At 62.3% G+C, this 18,023-nt stretch carries 15 protein-coding genes; 3 read left to right on the top strand and 12 right to left on the bottom strand.

The window, feature by feature from the left end:
• Window positions 1-334: 334 nt before the first annotated feature.
• Window positions 335-1,072, top strand: coding sequence for a transcriptional repressor LexA (gene lexA, locus EB231_RS20590; RefSeq protein WP_172350475.1), 738 nt, complete (start codon window positions 335-337; stop codon window positions 1,070-1,072).
• Here lexA and EB231_RS20585 read toward each other — a convergent pair.
• Window positions 1,066-3,516, bottom strand: a complete 2,451-nt coding sequence (locus EB231_RS20585; RefSeq protein ID WP_172350474.1) for a ComEC/Rec2 family competence protein — start codon at window positions 3,514-3,516, stop codon at window positions 1,066-1,068. The two genes, lexA and EB231_RS20585, sit on opposite strands and share 7 nt — an antisense overlap.
• A 102-nt stretch (window positions 3,517-3,618) precedes the next feature.
• Here EB231_RS20585 and gltX point away from each other — a divergent pair, with 102 nt between their 5' ends.
• Together gltX and gltA are read left to right on the top strand one after the other, a co-directional pair.
• Window positions 3,619-5,043, top strand: a complete 1,425-nt coding sequence (gene gltX, locus EB231_RS20580; protein ID WP_172350473.1) for a glutamate--tRNA ligase — start codon at window positions 3,619-3,621, stop codon at window positions 5,041-5,043.
• A 183-nt stretch (window positions 5,044-5,226) separates the two neighbouring features.
• Window positions 5,227-6,555 (top strand): citrate synthase, encoded by a 1,329-nt coding sequence (gltA, locus tag EB231_RS20575; RefSeq protein WP_056577025.1) that lies wholly within the window; start codon window positions 5,227-5,229, stop codon window positions 6,553-6,555.
• Between the two features lie 31 nt (window positions 6,556-6,586).
• On the opposite strand, the gene lpxB is transcribed toward gltA, so the two are convergent.
• The 11 genes from lpxB to pyrH all read right to left on the bottom strand — a co-directional run bounded on the left by lpxB (window position 6,587) and on the right by pyrH (window position 17,877).
• A complete protein-coding gene (gene lpxB / locus EB231_RS20570; protein ID WP_172350472.1) occupies window positions 6,587-7,759 on the bottom strand; it encodes a lipid-A-disaccharide synthase in 1,173 nt (390 codons plus the stop codon).
• Entirely contained in the window at window positions 7,752-8,651 is a 900-nt protein-coding gene (locus tag EB231_RS20565; protein ID WP_172350471.1) for an LpxI family protein, read from the bottom strand. The genes lpxB and EB231_RS20565 overlap by 8 nt, the downstream gene beginning before the upstream one ends.
• Window positions 8,638-9,471 (bottom strand): acyl-ACP--UDP-N-acetylglucosamine O-acyltransferase, encoded by an 834-nt coding sequence (lpxA, locus tag EB231_RS20560; protein ID WP_140773556.1) that lies wholly within the window; start codon window positions 9,469-9,471, stop codon window positions 8,638-8,640. The genes EB231_RS20565 and lpxA overlap by 14 nt, the downstream gene beginning before the upstream one ends.
• A gap of 13 nt (window positions 9,472-9,484) precedes the next feature.
• Entirely contained in the window at window positions 9,485-9,952 is a 468-nt protein-coding gene (gene fabZ, locus EB231_RS20555) for a 3-hydroxyacyl-ACP dehydratase FabZ (RefSeq protein WP_172350470.1), read from the bottom strand.
• Complete coding sequence (lpxD, locus tag EB231_RS20550) at window positions 9,945-11,000, bottom strand: UDP-3-O-(3-hydroxymyristoyl)glucosamine N-acyltransferase (RefSeq protein ID WP_172350469.1); 1,056 nt, start codon at window positions 10,998-11,000, stop codon at window positions 9,945-9,947. Before lpxD ends, fabZ begins: the two co-directional genes overlap by 8 nt.
• Window positions 11,001-11,075: 75 nt before the next feature.
• Window positions 11,076-13,454 (bottom strand): outer membrane protein assembly factor BamA, encoded by a 2,379-nt coding sequence (bamA, locus tag EB231_RS20545; RefSeq protein ID WP_172350468.1) that lies wholly within the window; start codon window positions 13,452-13,454, stop codon window positions 11,076-11,078.
• 217 nt (window positions 13,455-13,671) lie between these two features.
• The gene (rseP, locus tag EB231_RS20540) at window positions 13,672-14,814 is read right to left on the bottom strand and encodes an RIP metalloprotease RseP (protein ID WP_172350467.1); all 1,143 of its coding nucleotides are present in this window, start codon (window positions 14,812-14,814) and stop codon (window positions 13,672-13,674) included.
• Window positions 14,815-14,911: 97 nt separating this feature from the next.
• A complete protein-coding gene (locus EB231_RS20535) occupies window positions 14,912-15,727 on the bottom strand; it encodes a phosphatidate cytidylyltransferase (RefSeq protein WP_172350466.1) in 816 nt (271 codons plus the stop codon).
• Complete coding sequence (locus EB231_RS20530) at window positions 15,724-16,458, bottom strand: isoprenyl transferase (protein WP_140773545.1); 735 nt, start codon at window positions 16,456-16,458, stop codon at window positions 15,724-15,726. Before EB231_RS20530 ends, EB231_RS20535 begins: the two co-directional genes overlap by 4 nt.
• 32 nt (window positions 16,459-16,490) lie before the next feature.
• A complete protein-coding gene (gene frr / locus EB231_RS20525) occupies window positions 16,491-17,045 on the bottom strand; it encodes a ribosome recycling factor (protein WP_027051885.1) in 555 nt (184 codons plus the stop codon).
• A 109-nt stretch (window positions 17,046-17,154) separates the two neighbouring features.
• Complete coding sequence (gene pyrH, locus EB231_RS20520) at window positions 17,155-17,877, bottom strand: UMP kinase (protein ID WP_172352971.1); 723 nt, start codon at window positions 17,875-17,877, stop codon at window positions 17,155-17,157.
• Window positions 17,878-18,023 lie beyond the last annotated feature (146 nt).

Below are 18,023 nucleotides of genomic sequence, written 5' to 3'. Positions count from 1 at the left end.
TGCTCTCGAAGCATGATCGTTGGCGTTTTGATTTCGTTTCGTTCCGCCAGGAATGGATCGAACAACGACGCGATCCAGCCTCTGGACGCCCTCTAGAAACTGATTCCAAGGTCCATCAAGGGTAGGCCACAGGCCATTAACCAAAATGATTTCAATGCTCGCGCTGGCGGCGAAGGCGGCCGATCGCTGCCCGCTGCCGGCGGCAGACAATTTCAGATGCCTTAACAAATTCACTAAACTTTAAACAGTTGCGGAACACAACTGGAACAGATAGTGTTTGTTCTGGGTTTGTTTTTCGATTCCGATTCCCTTCGTTCAATGCCTGGGGGGCGCCATGCTGACGCGTAAGCAACATGAACTGCTGATGTTCATTCATGAACGGCTGAAGGAAAGCGGTATCCCGCCTTCCTTTGACGAGATGAAGGAGGCGCTGGATCTCGCCTCCAAGTCAGGGATACATCGCCTGATCACGGCGCTGGAGGAACGCGGCTTTATCAGGCGGCTGCCCAACCGGGCGCGGGCATTGGAAGTGCTGCGACTGCCGGATTCGATCGCGCCCGGCCTCAACGCGGCAAAGAAATTCTCGCCGAGTGTCATTCAAGGCAGTCTTGGTCAGGGCGGCCTAGGCCGTCAGATCAAGCCGGCGCCGTCGCGCTTGCCCTCTGCCGGCAATGACTACGACGCGGTCTCTGCCGTGTCGATCCCGGTGATGGGCCGTATCGCCGCAGGTGTGCCGATCGATGCCATCCAGCATCAGACGCATTCGATCTCGGTGCCTCCGGACATGATCATGGGTGGCGAGCACTATGCGCTGGAGGTCAAGGGTGACTCGATGATCGAGGCCGGCATCTTCGATGGCGATACAGTCATTATCCGCAACGCCGATACGGCGAGCCCAGGCGAGATCGTCGTGGCGCTGGTCGACGAGGAGGAAGCGACCTTGAAGCGGTTCCGCCGCAAGGGCGCCTCGATTGCCCTTGAAGCCGCCAACCCGGCCTACGAGACGCGCATTTTCGGGCCGGACAGGGTCAAGGTGCAAGGCAAGCTAGTCGGCCTGATCAGGCGCTACTGAGCAGGAGCGGCCGGCGTTTCAGGTTTTTGATAGGGCGGCAGTCCCCTCGCCTCACGCGAAAACTTTCGTTGCGTGTGCCAGGGCCGATAGGGCCCGTCCACGGCGAAGCTGATGGTTGGCGGGCTGGTCGCCGATTGGCGGTCGAAGAAGACAGCGGCACTGCCCTTGCGTGCGAGTTGCCGTTTGGTAACGACGAGAACCAGCGGGTTGTGGCAGGCATCGTAGCCCGTCGCATCATTGACAACGATCAGGTCGGCGAAGCCGCAGGCCTTCCAGGTAGCCTTGCGGTCTTCGACATGCGCGATGATCGCGCCAGACGGATGCCGGGCGAGACAGATGCCCTCCGTGCAATAAAACGGCGCCCCCGGCGGCAGATTGACCGCATCGGCCAAGTCGAATTGCCCGTCCGCCTTGTTGAACATCTCCGGCACGACGATGGTTTCGGACACCAGCGCGCGTTTCCAATTGTCGACGGTGAATTCGTTTGGACGAGCCCGGCTGACCGCGAGTTCGCCGCCGCCGATCGGCAGCGCAACCAGCCGCGCGTCTTCGGAGATCAGCACGTCCGGCGTGCGTGTATCCGACACTGTCAACAGGCCGGCGAGCGCGAATGGCACTGCCGCGAGCCGCAGCCATGTCGTCGCCATCGTCGCGATGACCAGGGCGATCGTCACCAGCAGCACGGAGTGTTGTGAAATCAGCCCGACCGCATCGACGGGGGAGCGTTCCGATATCCACGCCGATATGGCGATCATCGCGGTCAGGCCCTTGCCCATGAGGTAGAGAAAAGGTCCGTCCAGACCGAAGGGCATTGTCAAGGCGCTGACAACCGCCAGAAACATGACGACTGAGACAATTGGCATGACAGCCAGATTTGCGAACAGGCTGAGCGGCGACACACGCTGGAAGTGCCATATGGCAAACAGCGCCGTGGCGCTGCCGGCAATGATGGACGTCATCGCCACCCCTCCCGTGAGCGCGAGGAATTTTCGCGTCAGGAACCCCGGCAGGGATCGCCTTGGCGGTGGCGGTCTTGTCTTTCCCGCACGGTGATCCGCCCAGCCGGCATAGGCGCCGACCAGTGCGGCCGTCGCGGCGAACGACATCTGGAAACTCGGGCCGACCACTTCATGCGGCGACACCACGATGACGGCGATCGCCGAGATAGTGAGGTTGCGCATGGTCAGCGCCGCGCGATCGAACAATACGGCAATCAGCATCACCGCCAGCATGATGAAGCTGCGCTCGGCGGCAACGACGACGCCTGAGATGACGAGGTAGGCGGCGATCGACAACAGTGCCGCGGCGGCCGCATATTTCTTCACCGGCCGACGCGCGGAAAAATCCGGGAAAAGCGCGAAGGCACCGCGCAGCAGACCCATGATGGTGCCGGCGACCAGCGCCATATGCAGTCCCGATATGGAGATGATGTGATAGATGCCAGTGCGCCGCATCGCTTCGTTGATTTCATCGGGAATGCCGGCGCGCACGCCAACGATCAGCGCTGCCGCGATCTCGCCTTCGGCGCCGCCAACAACGCCCCTGATATGGTCGGCGATGGCTTCGCGCGCATTTTCTATCCCCGAAAACAGGCGGGCCGACAGCGGCATCTCATCGTCGTCGGCGGAGATGATTTTTGGATTGCCAAGGAAGAAGCCGCTGCCACCGATGCCGGCAAAGTAGCTGTCGAAGGAGAAATCGTAGCTGTCCGGCCGCACCGGACCGGTCGGCGGCAGCAGTTTGGCATAGCCCGATATCAGCGAGCCGGCGGTCATGTCGTCAGGTATCTTGCGCGCTGAAAGCCGGACCCTTTCCGGCGCGTAACGCAGTTTTGGCCGCGCCGTCGACGTCACGTCTATCGTCAATCGGATGCGGCCGGTCTCCATGCGCTCGAGCGAGACGACGCGGCCGGTCACTTGCGTCGAGATTTCCGAACCCAGCATCCGGGTGCCCGCCCGCCAGGTCTCGACCTTGGCGGCAAGCAGGCCCAGCGCGCACAACAATGCCGCCATGAAAGCCAGATGGGTTTTCGGCCAGGAGCGCGAGACAAGCGCACAGATCGCCATCAGCACGACGATCGCGACGGGCTTTGCGAAGTCAGGCTCCGCCGCCAGCGAATAGTAGCCGATCGCACCCGCGGCCAGGCAGACCGGCACCAGCAGGAAGGCAGCGCCTCGGTCAAGCTCCAGTTCCGCTGCCGTCGTCACACTGTGGCGCAGGCGACGCAAGGAAGCCTGGCCGATTTGCCGCCCGACACGCGCAATCCGGCCAGTGGCGGGCGGAATTGGTGCTGGGGCACCCGCTGGCAAAGGTTGGCTGCCGGAGCCGGGAAGGAGAGGTGATGGCGGCAGCGAGGCCGGCGGCGGGATCGCAAACAGGGACCGCTCGCTGACGCCAACAACAGCGTCCTCGCCCTGATCCGAGCCCCGGCCACGTCCAGCCATCGGGTCTGCCCCTTGCACCCCTGACGCCCTATGCTACATGAACGCGCAACGCGCGAAAGTCCGCGCCGCCGCGCCCCGCTTCAGATGGTTTCCGAGAGTTTCATGTCCGACAAGGTCGTCACCCGTTTTGCCCCCTCGCCCACCGGTTACCTGCATATTGGAGGCGCGCGCACGGCGCTGTTCAACTGGCTCTATGCCAAACATACCGCCGGCACGATGCTGCTGCGCATCGAGGACACCGATCGCGAGCGTTCGACCGATGCGGCGACGGCCGCCATCCTGGACGGACTCTCCTGGCTCGGTCTTGGCTGGGACGGCGATGCGGTTTCGCAGTTCGAGCGTGCCCCGCGCCACCGCGAGGTCGCGGAGGAGCTCGTGCGCCTGGGCAAGGCCTATTACAGCTACGAGACGCCTGCCGAACTGGAGGCGATGCGCGAGGCGGCTCGCGCAAAAGGTCTGCCGCCGCGCTACAATGGTCAGTGGCGCGATCGCGATCCATCCGAGGCGCCGGCTGGCGTCAAGGGCGCCATCCGCATCAAGGCGCCGACCGAGGGCGAGACGATCGTCCACGACCGCGTCCAAGGCGAGGTGCGCTTTCCCAACAAGGATCTCGACGACTTCATCATCCTGCGTTCGGATGGTAACCCGACCTACATGCATGCCGTCGTCGTCGACGACCACGACATGGGTGTCACGCACATCATCCGTGGCGACGACCACCTGACCAATGCCGCCCGCCAGACCGTGATCTATAACGCCATGGGCTGGGACGTCCCGTCGATGGCGCACATCCCGCTGATCCACGGCGCCGACGGAGCCAAGCTGTCGAAGCGCCACGGCGCGCTTGGCGTCGAGGCCTATCGCGCCATGGGCTACCTGCCGGAGGCGCTGCTCAACTATCTGGCGCGCCTGGGCTGGAGCCACGGCGACGACGAGATCATGTCGATCAAGGACATGATCTCCTGGTTCGACATCGGCGACGTCAACAAGGGCGCGGCCCGCTTCGATTTCGCCAAGCTGGAAGCAATCAATGGCGCGCATATGCGCCGCATGGCCGACGCCGAACTGTTCGACATCTTCATCGCCACTCTACCCTATCTCGAGGGTGGCCCGGCGATGGCCGCACGCCTTGACGACACGAACAAGGCGCAACTGCTGGCAGCCCTTCCGGGGCTGAAGGAGCGCGCCAAGACGCTGGTCGAGCTTGTCGATGGCGCGGCCTTCCTGTTCGCCACGCGCCCGCTGCCGATCGACGACAAGGCGGCCCTCTTGCTCAATGACGATGCGCGCAAGATCCTGCGTGGCGCTCACGAAGCTTTGAACGCGGTTTCGGGCGACTGGACGGCTGCCGCGGCGGAGGCCGCGATCCGCGATTATGCGCTTGCCGGTGGCCATAAGCTTGGCGCCGTGGCCCAACCCCTGCGGGCCGCGCTGACTGGCAAAAGCACCTCGCCGGGTGTGTTCGACGTGCTTGCCGTGCTTGGACGCGAGGAGAGCCTGGCGCGCATAGCGGATCAAATCGATTAGGAGCAAACTGGCCCAAGAAGATTGGCATTGAAAGGCGCGTTTCGCAGTGCAACATTAGGCCTTGGCCCAATCTGGCACGCACCTCCTAAAATGCGGTGGCGAATACGCGCATTGCGGTGATTCGACGTGTCGCTCTGCAGAGATTTGCCTTTGCCGGCATGAGGAAACAAGAAGGAGTTTGCAATGACCGAAGCTGCGAAAAAACTGGATGTGGGCGGCAAGAACCAAGAAGCTACGGCAACGCTTGAATTCGCCGGCAAGACTCATGAATTCAAGGTGCGAAGCGGCTCCGTCGGACCTGACGTCATCGACATCGCCTCGCTCTACAGCACCACCGGCGCGTTCACTTACGACCCCGGTTTCACCTCGACCGCGAGCTGCGAGTCCGAAATCACCTTCATCGACGGCGATGCCGGCATCCTCTTGCATCGTGGCTATCCGATCGACCAATTGGCTGAACACGGCGACTTCCTCGAAGTCTGCTACCTCCTGCTCTACGGCGAACTGCCGACCAAGGCGCAGAAGGACGATTTCGATTACCGCGTAACGCGCCACACCATGGTGCACGAGCAGATGTCGCGCTTCTTCACCGGCTTCCGTCGCGATGCGCACCCGATGGCTGTGATGTGCGGCGTGGTCGGCGCGCTGTCTGCCTTCTACCATGACTCCACCGACATCTCGGACCCGTACCAGCGCATGGTCGCTTCCATGCGTCTGATCGCCAAGATGCCGACGATCGCGGCCATGGCCTACAAGTACCACATCGGCCAGCCCTTCATTTACCCGAAGAACGATCTCGGTTTCGCGGCAAACTTCCTGCATATGTGCTTTGCGGTGCCGTGCGAGGAGTACAAGATCAACCCGGTGCTGGCGCGCGCCATGGAGCGCATCTTCATCCTGCATGCCGATCACGAGCAGAATGCCTCGACCTCGACGGTTCGCCTTGCCGGCTCTTCTGGCGCCAACCCGTTCGCCTGCATCGCCGCCGGCATCGCTTGCCTTTGGGGCCCGGCCCACGGAGGCGCCAATGAAGCGGCGCTCAACATGTTGGGCGAGATCGGCCATGTCGATCACATCCCGGAATTCATCGCCCGCGCCAAGGACAAGAACGATCCGTTCCGGCTGATGGGTTTTGGCCACCGCGTCTACAAGAACTACGATCCTCGTGCGAAAATCATGCAGAAGACGGCGCACGAGGTTCTGGGCGAACTCGGCATCAAGGACGATCCGCTGCTCGACATCGCCATGGAACTGGAAAAGATCGCGCTGACCGATCCCTATTTCATCGAGAAGAAGCTCTATCCGAATGTTGACTTCTATTCCGGCATCACGCTGAAGGCGCTCGGCTTCCCCACCACCATGTTCACGGTGCTATTCGCGGTCGCCCGTACCGTCGGCTGGATCGCGCAGTGGAAGGAGATGATCGAGGACCCGCGCCAGAAGATCGGCCGCCCGCGTCAGCTCTACACCGGCGCCCCAGAGCGTGACTACGTGCCGATCGCCAAGCGCTGACTAAAGCTGTCTTGACCGAAAAAGGCGCCTGTCAGGGCGCCTTTTTTATATGGCGAAGCACAACGCCCGCCGCGATCTCGCCCGACGGTTTGTCCGTCGCCATGCGCCGCGCGATCTCGGCAAAGCCGTCTTTCTGCCAGACGCGCATGCCGCTGTCGGCGAACAGCGCTTCCATTTGCCGAGCCAGATTGTTCGGCTTGACGTATTCGTTGTAGAACTCCGGAATAAGCGCACGATCCGCAATCAGGTTGGGCAGCAGCGCCGACCAGACGGAAACGAAATAGGGCGCGACGGCACGAGCTATGGGATCGAGCCTGTAGCACGAGACCATCGGCACGCCCGACAGCGCCAGCTCCAGCGATACCGTTCCCGATGCGATCAGCGCGGCATCGGCCTTGCCGAAAGCCTGCCATTTGCGTTGCGGATCGACGATGATCTCAGGCTTTTCATCCCAACGGTTGACCGAGGATTTGACGAGGTCGGCGACATGGGGAACCGTCGGCAGCAACAGCCGCAGCCTATGTCCGCGCGCGCGCAGCATCGACACCGTCTCGCCGAATGGTTCGATCAGCCGGCGCACCTCGCCGCGCCGCGAGCCGGGCAGCACCAGCAACGTCTTGATGCGGTCCTGGGCAAGATCGCGCGGCAATTCTTGCGCCTTCGCGGCGGCAAGCACACCTGCCTCATGCGTGAGGCGGTGCCCGACATAGGTGCCGGGCGGGCCACCCAGCCGCTCGAGTTCCTTCACCTCGAACGGCAGGATGCACAGGATATGGTCGACGTAAGGCCTCATAGCCACCGCCCTGCCCGGCCGCCACGCCCAGACGCTTGGACAGACATAGTGGATGATGGGAATCGACGGATTGGCCGCACGCACCTTCCTGGCGACACGCAAGGAAAAGTCCGGGCTGTCGATGGTGACCAGACAGTCCGGCTTCTCGTCCGCGATGGTTTTGGCCAGTTGACCGATCCGCCTGACGAGGCGCGGCAGATCGCGCAGGACGGCACTGAAACCCATCAGAGCAATCTCACCGGCATCGAACGGCGACACCAGGCCCAGTTCGCCGAGATGCCGGCCGCCGAGGCCGGCGAGTTGCATCTCGCGGCCCGTCATCTGGCGAAGCTCACGCACGATGTCGGCACCAAGCAGATCGCCTGATTCCTCTCCCGCGACGATCGCGATCTTCAGCGCCCTGTCAGCCATGCGCCGGCTCCGCGACGGCCAGGCCGACGATGAACAGACCGAGTTCATTGGCGCGCGACAGGGTTGCGGGACCCTCGAGGATCAGCGAGCGTCCCGCCTCGATGGCAATGCCCGCAAGCCCGGCCACGTGGGCTGCTTCGACCGTCTGCGGTCCTATGGACGGAAGATCCGCGCGCAGCTCCTGGCCGGGCTTGGCGCATTTGACGAGGACGCCGCGCGTCTTCCCGGCGATGCGGCCGTGGCCACGCAGCAGCCTGGCGCGATCGAGCAATCCGGCCGTACCCTCGATACCCTCAAGCGCGATGGTCCGGCCGCCGACCGCGATCGCCGCCTGGCCGATATCCAGCGCTCCGATGGCCTTTGCCGCCGCGAAGCCCGCCTCGATGTCGCGCCAGTCGGACTTCTGCGGCTCCACCTTGGTCAAGGTCCCTTCGGCTGCCACAAGGTTCGGCACGATTTCGTGGGCCCCCACGACCTTTATTCCTCGTGCCTCGAGGCCTCGCGCCACCACTTTCAGCAGCCCATCGTCGCCGCGCGCCAGTGCCATCACGACAACCGGTATCACCGCAAGCAGGCTGAGGCTTGGGCGCAGATGCGTCAGCCTTGGCCGGCGCTTGATCTCGCCGGCAAGCACAAGATGGGTGATCCGGTGACGCTTGAGCAATGGAACAAGCGAGCCGATCGCCTCCAGGGCCAAGGTCTCATGGTCATACTGGCGCAATTCCACTAGGCGATCAGCCTCGCCGTCCATGAGGACGACGAAGGGCGGGTACCCCTGCTCGGCCGAGCCGGCCGCGACTTCAACGGGAAGACTGCCGCCGCCGGCGATGATGCCGACCCTGGCACCAGGCGGGAGATCAAGACCAGCAGAAGCCGTCTCAGTCTTCATCATCGGCATCGTCGCCGTCGCTGCCCTTGAGCGATGGCACCGCATAGTGCCGCTTGCCGCGACTGGTGATGAAATCGATGATCTTCATGGCGGTCGGTGAAGAGGCGAACTCGGCCTTGGCGAATTCGATGTTCTCGCCGACGGTGCGGGAGCGGTCGAAGATCGTCCTGTAAGCCTTGCGCAACAGATAGATTTCGGAACGCGGCAGACCGGCACGCTTGAGGCCGATGATGTTCAAGCCGCGCAAGCTGGCGCGGTTGCCAACGGCAATGGCATAGGGAATGACATCACCGACAAAAGCCGAGCACCCGCCGAGAAAGGCGTTATCGCCGACACGCACGAACTGATGAACGGCGCTGAGGCCGCCAATATAGACGTTATCGCCGATCTCGCAGTGTCCGCCCAGCGTCGCGCCGTTGGCGAAGGTGGCGTTCTTGCCGACCACGCAATCATGGGCGATGTGGGCATAGGCAAGGAAATTGCCGTTGTCGCCGACCGTCGTCTCGCCGCGGCTGGTATCCGTGCCGACATGCATGGTGACGCCTTCGCGGATGGTGCAATTGGCACCGATGACCAGCGTGGTGCGGCCGCCCTTGTGCTTGGTGTTCTGCGGCGGCGCGCCCAATATCGCCATCGGATAAACCTTGGTGGACGCCCCGATGGTGGTCGCGCCCATCACCGAGACATGGCTGACCAGTTCGACGCCATCACCGATCACGGCATCGGCGCTGACATGGCAGAACGGCCCTATGCGCACACCTTGGCCGATTTGAGCGCCCTCTTCCACAACGGAAGAAGGATGGATTGAAGTCTTGATTTTCATAGGCACTCGATCGTCAGTCGCCGGTGACCATCATGGCTGAAATCTCGGCCTCGGCTGCCTTGGTGCCATCGACCAGGGCTTCACAGGCGAATTTGAGCAGGTTGCCACGCTTCTTGATTTTCTTGACATGGATCTTCAACTGGTCGCCGGGAACGACCGGTTTGCGGAATTTGGCGTTGTCGATGGTCAGGAAATAGACCAGCGACGGCTTCGACGCCCCAAGGCTTCGGATGCAGATGGCGCCCGCCGTCTGTGCCATGGCCTCGACGATCAGCACGCCTGGCATCACGGGCTGATCGGGAAAATGCCCCTGAAAATGCGGCTCGTTGATGGTGACGTTCTTGATGCCGATGGCAGATTCATCGCCATCGATGTCGACGATGCGGTCGATCATCAGGAAGGGATAGCGATGCGGCAGAAGCTTCATCAGCCCCAATATGTCGACCGCTTCCAGCGTCGTCGCCGCCACCATATCAGCCATTGTCCTTGCCCTGCTTGCGTGCCCTGGCCATCGTGCGCAACATGGCTATCTCCCGCATGGCTTCCGCCATCGGCTGTGCCGGATAACCGCCCCAGATCTCGCCGGCAGGGACATTGCTCATAAATCCACTTCTGGCGGCAAGCTTGGCTCCTGTGCCGATGGTCAGGTGATCGGCAAGTCCGACGCCGCCACCCATCGTGACATTGTCACCCACGACCACGGAACCGGAAATACCTGAAAGCCCGGCTACTATGCAATTGCGACCGATGCGGACGTTATGGGCGATCTGGACGAGATTGTCGATCTTGGTACCCTGGCCGATGATCGTGTCGGACATGGCGCCACGATCGACGGTCGAATTGGAGCCGATCTCGACATCGTCCTGGATGACGACCCGCCCGATCTGGGGAACCCGCTCCGGCCCTTTGGCGCCGGCAACGAAGCCGAAGCCGTCCTGGCCAATCCTGGCGCCGCCATGGATGATGACCCGGTTGCCGATCAGCGCATACTGGATGCTGGCACCCGGGCCGACATAGCCGTCACGGCCGATCTGGCACGACTGTCCAATGACCGCGTTGGGTGCGACGACGGTCCCGCGACCGATCGAGACGCCCGGCCCGATGACCACGCCGGCCTCGATGATGGCGCCGGCTTCGATATGCGCGGTCGGATCGACATGGGCATGCGGCGAAACGCCGGTTTCACCGGTCATTGGCCCTGGCGTGGCGGCTGTCGGGAACAGCAGCCGGCCGACGAGCGCGAATGCCTGTTGCGGCCGTGGGTGGATCAGCACAGCGACACCGGCCGGCGCCTTGTTGGCGAATTCCGCCGGACACAGGACCGCAGCCGCCCGCAGCGACGGCATCAGCGCGGAATTGCGTCTGCCGTCGACGAAGACGAGCGCGTTGGCAGCGCCTTCGTTGGCTGGTGCCAGCGCTTCGATCGAAACGTCGGATTGGCCGGAATCGACAAGCACCGAGCCGGTCAGATTCGCGACTTCGGCCGCCGTATACCGGCGTGATGGCGCGAAGAACACCGGGTCGGTCATTCCAGAAGCTATATCCAGCTAGGTCGGAACATTTCTCCCGGATCAAAACAATCCGGGAGCATCGTTGGCCGCCGATCAGAAGCGGGTCGATATGCCGAAGTTGAATTCCTGCACGTCGTCGCTCGCTTCCTTCTTGACCGGGATCGCATAGTCGATACGGATCGGACCGAACGGCGAGGCCCACATCAGGCCGAGACCGACCGAAGCGCGCAATTTCATACCGGTAGAGTCTTGGTTGACCAAGCTCTGATCGGCAATCTTGCTGCCATAAAGCGTCGCCGCATCGGCAAATACAGCGCCGCGCAGGCCGAAGCTCTCAGGTACGACCGGCAGTGGGAACTGGGCCTCGGCCGACGCGTTGAAATATGTGGTGCCGCCGAGATGGTCACCGCTGGTGCCGGAAGCGACCGGGCCGATGCCACCATAGGCAAAACCGCGGATCATGCGGTCGGTGCTCTGGAAGTGATCGAAGATGCGCAGGTCGCCGTCGCTGCCGTAACCCTCGACATGACCGGCGCCACCCGAAATAAGACCGACAAGATCGAGCTGTTCGGACAGCGTCTGATAGATGCTGCCGCGTCCCGTGACCTTCACGAACTTGGCATCGCCGCCAAGACCCGCGACCTCGACGGTCGTGTTGGCATAGATACCCTCATGCGGGTTCTTCATGTCGTCGATAGTGTTGTAGACCAGCCCCAGGCTGACCGACGATTTGATCCACGGACTCTGCTCGATGCCGTCCAGGACAGCCTGCGAGATGTTGCAGTTGCCTTGAGGAAGTGCATCCGTGGGATCGCAACTGTCGTCCACCGAGTACTTCTCTTGCGAGATATTGTACGCGAGCTGGGTCGTGATGCTGTTGGTGATCGGCAGTCCGAAGCGGACCGTCGCACCAGTGGTGTCGCTGTCATAGTTGTTGTTGTACTGCCTCGTCGACTTGTAGATGTCGAAGCCGGCGGCGATGCGCCGCCCGAGGAAATAAGGCTCGGTGAACGAAATGCTGTAGTCGCGCGAATTCTTGCCGCCACCCGCCGACAGCTTGATGAACTGGCCACGGCCGAGGAAGTTGCGTTCGGTGATCGACCCTTCGACGGACGGCCCCGCCGTGTCGCCACCGGTCGAATAGCCGGCGCCGATGGAGAATTCACCTGTCGACTTCTCGACCACATCGACCACCAGCACGACCTGGTCCGGCTGCGAGCCGGGTACAGTCGAGATGTCGACTTTCTCAAAATAATTCAGGTCTTCCAGACGCTTCTTCGCGCGCTGGATGAGCACCTGGTTGAACGCATCGCCTTCGCTGACGTCAAATTCGCGGCGAATGACATAGTCGCGCGTGCGATCGTTGCCGCGGATCTCGATGCGCTCGATATAGGCCTTGGTGCCCTGGTCGACCGTATAGACCACCGAAATCGTATGGTTCTCGAAGTTGCGGTCGCCGCGCGGCGTCACCTGCGCAAAGGCATAGCCGGAGCCGGCCACCTTCTCGGTCAGCGCGATGATGGAGTCCTCGACGTTCTTGGCATTGTAGACGTCGCCCTTACGGGTTTCGACCACCGATTCCAGTGACTTGGAGTCGACTTCCGGGATCGTGCTTTCGACGCTGATGTCGCCGAAGGTGTAGCGCTCGCCTTCCTGGACGGTGATGGTGACCGTGTACTTGTTCGTGGCGCTGTCGAGTTCGCCGACGGCCGACACGACCTGGAAATCGGCATAGCCGTGATTGTAGTAGAAGCGGCGAAGCAGCTCCTGGTCGGCGCGCAGCTTGTCCTCATCGTAGACGTCGTCACGCAGGATGAATGAAACCCAGGACGAGCGCTTGGTGTTGATCACGTCCGACAGGCGACGGCTCGAATAGGCGCTGTTGCCGACGAAGTTGATCGCCGCGATCTGCGTGCGGTCGCCTTCCGTGATGTGGAAAACCACGTTCACGCGGTTGTCGCCGAGTTCCATGATCTGCGCGGTCACGCCAGCATCGTCGCGGCCGATGCGCCTGTAAGCGGCCTTGACCGCCTCGACATCGGAATCGAGCGTCGCCTGCGAGAACGTGCCTCGCGGCTTCAGCTGAACCGCGGCCTGAAGCGCATTGTCCTTGAGCTTCTTGTTGCCCTGGAACAGCACCTGGTTGACGACCTTGTACTCGGCAACCTTGACCACCAGCGTCGAGCCGACCTGGTTGATCTGGACATCCGAGAACAGGCCGGTGCCGAACAGCGCCTTGACCGCGCTGTCGATGTCCGAACTGGAGAAGGCCTTGCCCGGCTTGATGGTGATGTAGTTGCGGATGGTCTCGGCGTCGACACGCTGGTTGCCGGTCACCTCCACCCTGCTGACGACAGCGGCTTCAGCCGCCGATGTGGCAACGAATTGCACTGCGAGCGCACCTGGTACGACCAAAGCGGCGGACAGTGCCGCCGCTGACGCGGCGTTCAGAAACTTGGATGCTGCCTTCATCGGGCTTAATAACCTTTTCTCGTAGTCCCCACGGCGAGAAAACCGGACGTGCGGTAATTTCCCCTACCGTATTAACCGGATTTTCCCTACACGCAAGGCTTCTGGTTAATTTGTATTTACTTAACCCTGGTGCGTGGCTTTCGCGTCACTCATATCCCCGTGCATGGTAAACGGCGTCTCAACATTGGCCATGTCGAAGCCGAATTTCTTCATGATTTCAGCATCCAAAGAGATCATTCCAGAACACGAAACCCATGAAGCACAGGACAAGGAGCAGACCGGCTCGATAGGCCATTTCCATCATCCGTTCCGACACCGGTCGGCGAATGACGGCCTCCACCCCGTAGAACAACAGATGGCCGCCGTCGAGGGGGGGAATCGGCAAAAGATTGAGAATACCTATCCCGACAGACAACAGCGCCACGAGCTGAACCAGCCACTCGAAACCCAGTTTCGCCGCCTTGCCTGCCATGTCGGCGATCTTGACGGGACCACCCAACTGGCACTTGTCCTCGCGCCCCGCGGCGAAACGCTTCAGGAACTGGCCGGTGCGCTCGATGACGTGGCCAGTTTCCTCGACGGCGGCCGCCACGGCACCGACCGGCGTGTAGGTAATGAGGCGGGGCTGGCCGAGTTCCTTGTTGTTGACGACGCCGATCACCGCGACCTTGACCTTGTTGCCGAGCGCGTCTTCCTGCTCCATCAACTGCGGGGTCGCGGTGACCGTGACTTCCTTGCCATCGCGCAGCATGACGAAGGTGATGGTATCGCCGGCCCGGCCCGAAACCAGCCGCTGCACATCGCCGAACGTTTCGACCTTGCTGCCGTCGACGCTGACGAATCGATCCCCGGGCAGGATGCCGGCCTTCGCCGCGGGACTGTCTGTCGTAACCTCCGCCACCATGGGCTCCGAGACATACCGCCCATAGGCCGCAAACAGGACGGCAAAGACGACGATCGTCAGCAGGAAGTTGAACAGAGGCCCGGCCGCCACGGTCGCCGCGCGCTTCCAGATCGCCTGGGTGTGAAAGGCGACCTTGCGCTCCTCGTCGGTCAGCGTCTCGAGTTCATCCGAGGTAGGCTGGCTGGAGGTGGCGTTCATGTCGCCGACAAATTTGACATAGCCGCCAAGCGGTATGGCGCAAAGCTTCCAGCGCGTGCCATGCCTGTCGTTGAAACCGATGAGTTCGGGACCGAAGCCGATCGAAAAGGCCTTGACCCCGATGCCGCACCAGCGGCCGACGAGGTAATGGCCCATCTCGTGGACGAACACCACCACGGTCAGCACGAAGAGAAACGGCACTAGCGTGCCCAGAAAGAAACCTTCCGTGCTGAAAATCGCGTGAAGAATCTCGTTCAATTCAGGCCCTCAAATTCTTCCGCAGTTGCGCCGTGACTGTGACATCAATCCAGGCGAATCCAAGGCGCGTCCGCACCAGATCGTGGAACGGCATCATTCAAATCGGAAACAGCCCCTGTGCCGGATGATCGGCGCCCGCCGAAATCCAGCCAATGACGTACAGGGCGAGAGCCGCCGCGACAAGCCCGTCGACACGGTCCATCACGCCGCCATGGCCCGGAATGAGGACACCCGAATCCTTGCAGCCGTGCCGCCGCTTGACCCAGGATTCGAACAGGTCACCGGCCTGGGCCACGATCGAAAGCACGAGTGCCACAAGGCCGAGCAGCGCCAGGTTCCCGGCACCGGCGGCGGCTGCCAGCATAACCCCGGCAACGACACCACCGACAGCGCCGCCCAGCGCGCCGCTGCGCGTCTTGCCGGGTGAAATCGACGGCGCGAGTTTGGGACCGCCGACTGCGCGTCCAACGAAATAGGCAAAAATGTCGGTCGCCCAGACGACCGCGAACAAGAACAGTATGGCGACGAGGCCCGCATGGTCGCCATCGCGCAGCAGAGCAAGCGACAGGCCGGACACGCTGGCATAGGCAAGACCGCTTGCCTCCCACTGCCCGGTCTGGCGAACCAGGGCGGCAATCGCCGTCACGGCAATCAGAATCACGGCAAGCAGCAGCAGCCAGAACGCAGGAAGGCCGGCGATCAGGGCGCCGATGAAAACAACCGCCAGCGCCTCGGGCAGGAAGCCCAGCCCATGGGCCGTGACAGGCCGCGACATGCGTGTCCACTCGTAAAAGATCATCGCCACCATGGCTGCGCACAGCAGTCGGAAAGGCAGGCCGCCAAGCCAGGTCAGGCCAAGGGCGATGACGGCAAGCACGACCGCTGAAATGACGCGGAGCTGAAGGTTGCTCATCCCGCGGCCGGTCGCGACGCGACGTCTTGCGGGCCCAATCCGCCGAAACGGCGTTCGCGGCCGGCAAATTCGCGCAAGGCCTCGGCGAGGTGCTCGCGGCTGAAATCGGGCCAATAGCAAGGCAGGAACACCAGCTCGCTATAGGCGGCCTGCCACAAGAGGAAGTTGGACAGGCGAAGCTCGCCACTGGTGCGTATGACCAGTTCCGGATCGGGAATGCCTTGCGTGTCGAGACAGCCGGCAAAGCTTTCGGCGGTGATCGCTTCGCTGTCGATCTCGCCGCGCGCCACCGCCGAAGCAAGCTTGCGCGCCGTGCGAACGATCTCGTCGCGCCCGCCATAGTTGAAGGCGATGACCAGTGTCAGCGCTTCGTTGCCGGCGGTAAGCGATTCGGCCTCGTCGAGCAGCCCTCTGATGTCGGCCTGCAGCCCTGCCCTGTCGCCGATGATCCTGACCCGCACGCCGCTCTGATGGAGCTCGGCGAGATCGCGGCGGATGAAAAGCTTCAACAGTCCCATCAGGTCGCTGACTTCGGACTTCGGCCGCGACCAGTTCTCCGAAGAGAAAGCATAGACGGTCAGGAAGGAGATACCGAGATCCGGTGCCGCGCGCACCGTCTTGCGCAACGCCTCGACGCCGGCGCGATGACCGGCAAGCCTCGGCATGCCGCGCGACTTGGCCCAGCGTCCATTTCCATCCATGATGATCGCGACATGCGCGGGCGTTGTCATGATCTCGCTTTCGGGTCAGCCTGCGGCCAACCCTAAACCTGCATGATTTCAGCTTCCTTGTCGGAAAGCAGATGATCGATGGTGCTGATTGTTTCGTCTGTGAGCTTCTGGACCTGGTCCGAACGCTTGCGCTGATCGTCCTCGCTGATGGTGCCGTCCTTCTCCGCCTTCTTCAGGAAGTCCATGCCGTCGCGGCGCACATGGCGCGCGGCGACGCGGGCGTTCTCGGCATAGCCATGCGAGATCTTGACCAGTTCCTTGCGGCGCTGCTCGTTGAGCTCCGGCAGCGGAATCCTGAGATTGGTGCCGTCCACGATCGGGTTGAAGCCCAGATTGGATTCCCGGATGGCGCGGTCGACGGCTCCAACCATCGACTTGTCCCAGATCGACACCGAGATCATGCGCGGCTCCGGAACGGTAACGTTGGCGACCTGGTTGATCGGCATCGTGGTGCCGTAGGCCTGCACCTGGATGGCATCGAGCAGATTGCTGGAGGCGCGACCGGTCCGCAGCGAAGCCAGGTCATGCTTGAACGCGGCTATTGCCCCATCCATGCGCCGCTTGAGATCGTCGTACTCACCACTCATCTTAGTCTCCTCGACCCGTCTGCCGCGGGTTCACTGCTTCGGGGCAAGGCCCCGTTCGAGCCTGATTTTCGAAAAGCCGGCTTCCCTTTTCTAGGGATCAGGCCCCGGATCAATCGTCCGCGACGACCGTGCAGCGGCCGCCGCCCCTCAGAATATCGCCGAAACCACCTTTTTCGTGGATCGAATAGACGATTATCGGAATGTTGTTTTCGCGCGCAAGTGCAATCGCTGCCGTATCCATGATGGAAAGGCCGCGATTTATGACTTCGGCATGGCTGATGCGCTCGAAACGGGTCGCGTTCGGGTCCTTCTTCGGGTCGGCCGAGTAGACACCGTCGACCTGCGTGCCCTTGAACAGCGCATCCGCGCCGATTTCAGCCGCGCGAAGCGCTGCGGCCGAATCAGTGGTGAAGAACGGATTGCCAGTGCCGCCGGCGAAGATCACCACCCTGCCCTGGTTCATGTAAGCGTCTGCCTGGCGTTGCGAAAAACTCTCGCAGAGTTCTGGCATGGCGATCGCCGACAGCACCACCGCATCAACGCCGATTTTGTGCAGCGAGGTGCGCAGCGCCAGTGAGTTGATGACCGTGGCAAGCATGCCCATGTGGTCGCCGGTGACGCGGTCTCCGCCCTTGGAGGCGACGGCCACGCCGCGGAAGATATTGCCGCCGCCGATGACGACGCCGACCTCTATGCCCAGGGCACGGGCCTCGGCGATGTCGGCGGCGATGCGATCCACGACCGAGACGTCGATGCCGAAATGCTGTTCGCCCATCAACGCTTCGCCCGACGCTTTCAACAAGACACGTCGGTAGAGGGGCTTCACCGTCATCTGGTCCTCTTCATTTTGCATGTGGTCGCGCCCGGGCTGGCCGCCCTCGCGCAGGCGCCGAGCCCCGAACATTGGCACGATGCCGAGTTCCGATACACGAAGGGCGCCGCGATGTCACGAGGCGCCCAATCGGCAAATTCACGGTA

It is taken from the genome of Mesorhizobium sp. NZP2298 (assembly GCF_013170825.1).
Lineage (GTDB): Bacteria > Pseudomonadota > Alphaproteobacteria > Rhizobiales > Rhizobiaceae > Mesorhizobium.
Note: the sequence above shows the minus strand (reverse complement) of the source record. Positions and strands in the feature narration are given on the sequence as shown.

What these genes read in the sequence shown, in the direction of transcription:
- EB231_RS20535 (WP_172350466.1), bottom strand. Translation starts at nt 15,727, where the DNA reads ATGAGCAACCTTCAGCTCCGCGTCATTTCAGCGGTCGTGCTTGCCGTC.
- pyrH (WP_172352971.1), bottom strand. Translation starts at nt 17,877, where the DNA reads ATGACGGTGAAGCCCCTCTACCGACGTGTCTTGTTGAAAGCGTCGGGC.
- frr (WP_027051885.1), bottom strand. Translation starts at nt 17,045, where the DNA reads ATGAGTGGTGAGTACGACGATCTCAAGCGGCGCATGGATGGGGCAATA.
- gltX (WP_172350473.1), top strand. Translation starts at nt 3,619, where the DNA reads ATGTCCGACAAGGTCGTCACCCGTTTTGCCCCCTCGCCCACCGGTTAC.
- gltA (WP_056577025.1), top strand. Translation starts at nt 5,227, where the DNA reads ATGACCGAAGCTGCGAAAAAACTGGATGTGGGCGGCAAGAACCAAGAA.
- EB231_RS20530 (WP_140773545.1), bottom strand. Translation starts at nt 16,458, where the DNA reads ATGACAACGCCCGCGCATGTCGCGATCATCATGGATGGAAATGGACGC.
- lpxD (WP_172350469.1), bottom strand. Translation starts at nt 11,000, where the DNA reads ATGACCGACCCGGTGTTCTTCGCGCCATCACGCCGGTATACGGCGGCC.
- EB231_RS20585 (WP_172350474.1), bottom strand. Translation starts at nt 3,516, where the DNA reads ATGGCTGGACGTGGCCGGGGCTCGGATCAGGGCGAGGACGCTGTTGTT.
- lpxB (WP_172350472.1), bottom strand. Translation starts at nt 7,759, where the DNA reads ATGGCTGACAGGGCGCTGAAGATCGCGATCGTCGCGGGAGAGGAATCA.
- bamA (WP_172350468.1), bottom strand. Translation starts at nt 13,454, where the DNA reads ATGAAGGCAGCATCCAAGTTTCTGAACGCCGCGTCAGCGGCGGCACTG.
- lpxA (WP_140773556.1), bottom strand. Translation starts at nt 9,471, where the DNA reads ATGAAAATCAAGACTTCAATCCATCCTTCTTCCGTTGTGGAAGAGGGC.
- EB231_RS20565 (WP_172350471.1), bottom strand. Translation starts at nt 8,651, where the DNA reads ATGATGAAGACTGAGACGGCTTCTGCTGGTCTTGATCTCCCGCCTGGT.
- lexA (WP_172350475.1), top strand. Translation starts at nt 335, where the DNA reads ATGCTGACGCGTAAGCAACATGAACTGCTGATGTTCATTCATGAACGG.
- fabZ (WP_172350470.1), bottom strand. Translation starts at nt 9,952, where the DNA reads ATGGCTGATATGGTGGCGGCGACGACGCTGGAAGCGGTCGACATATTG.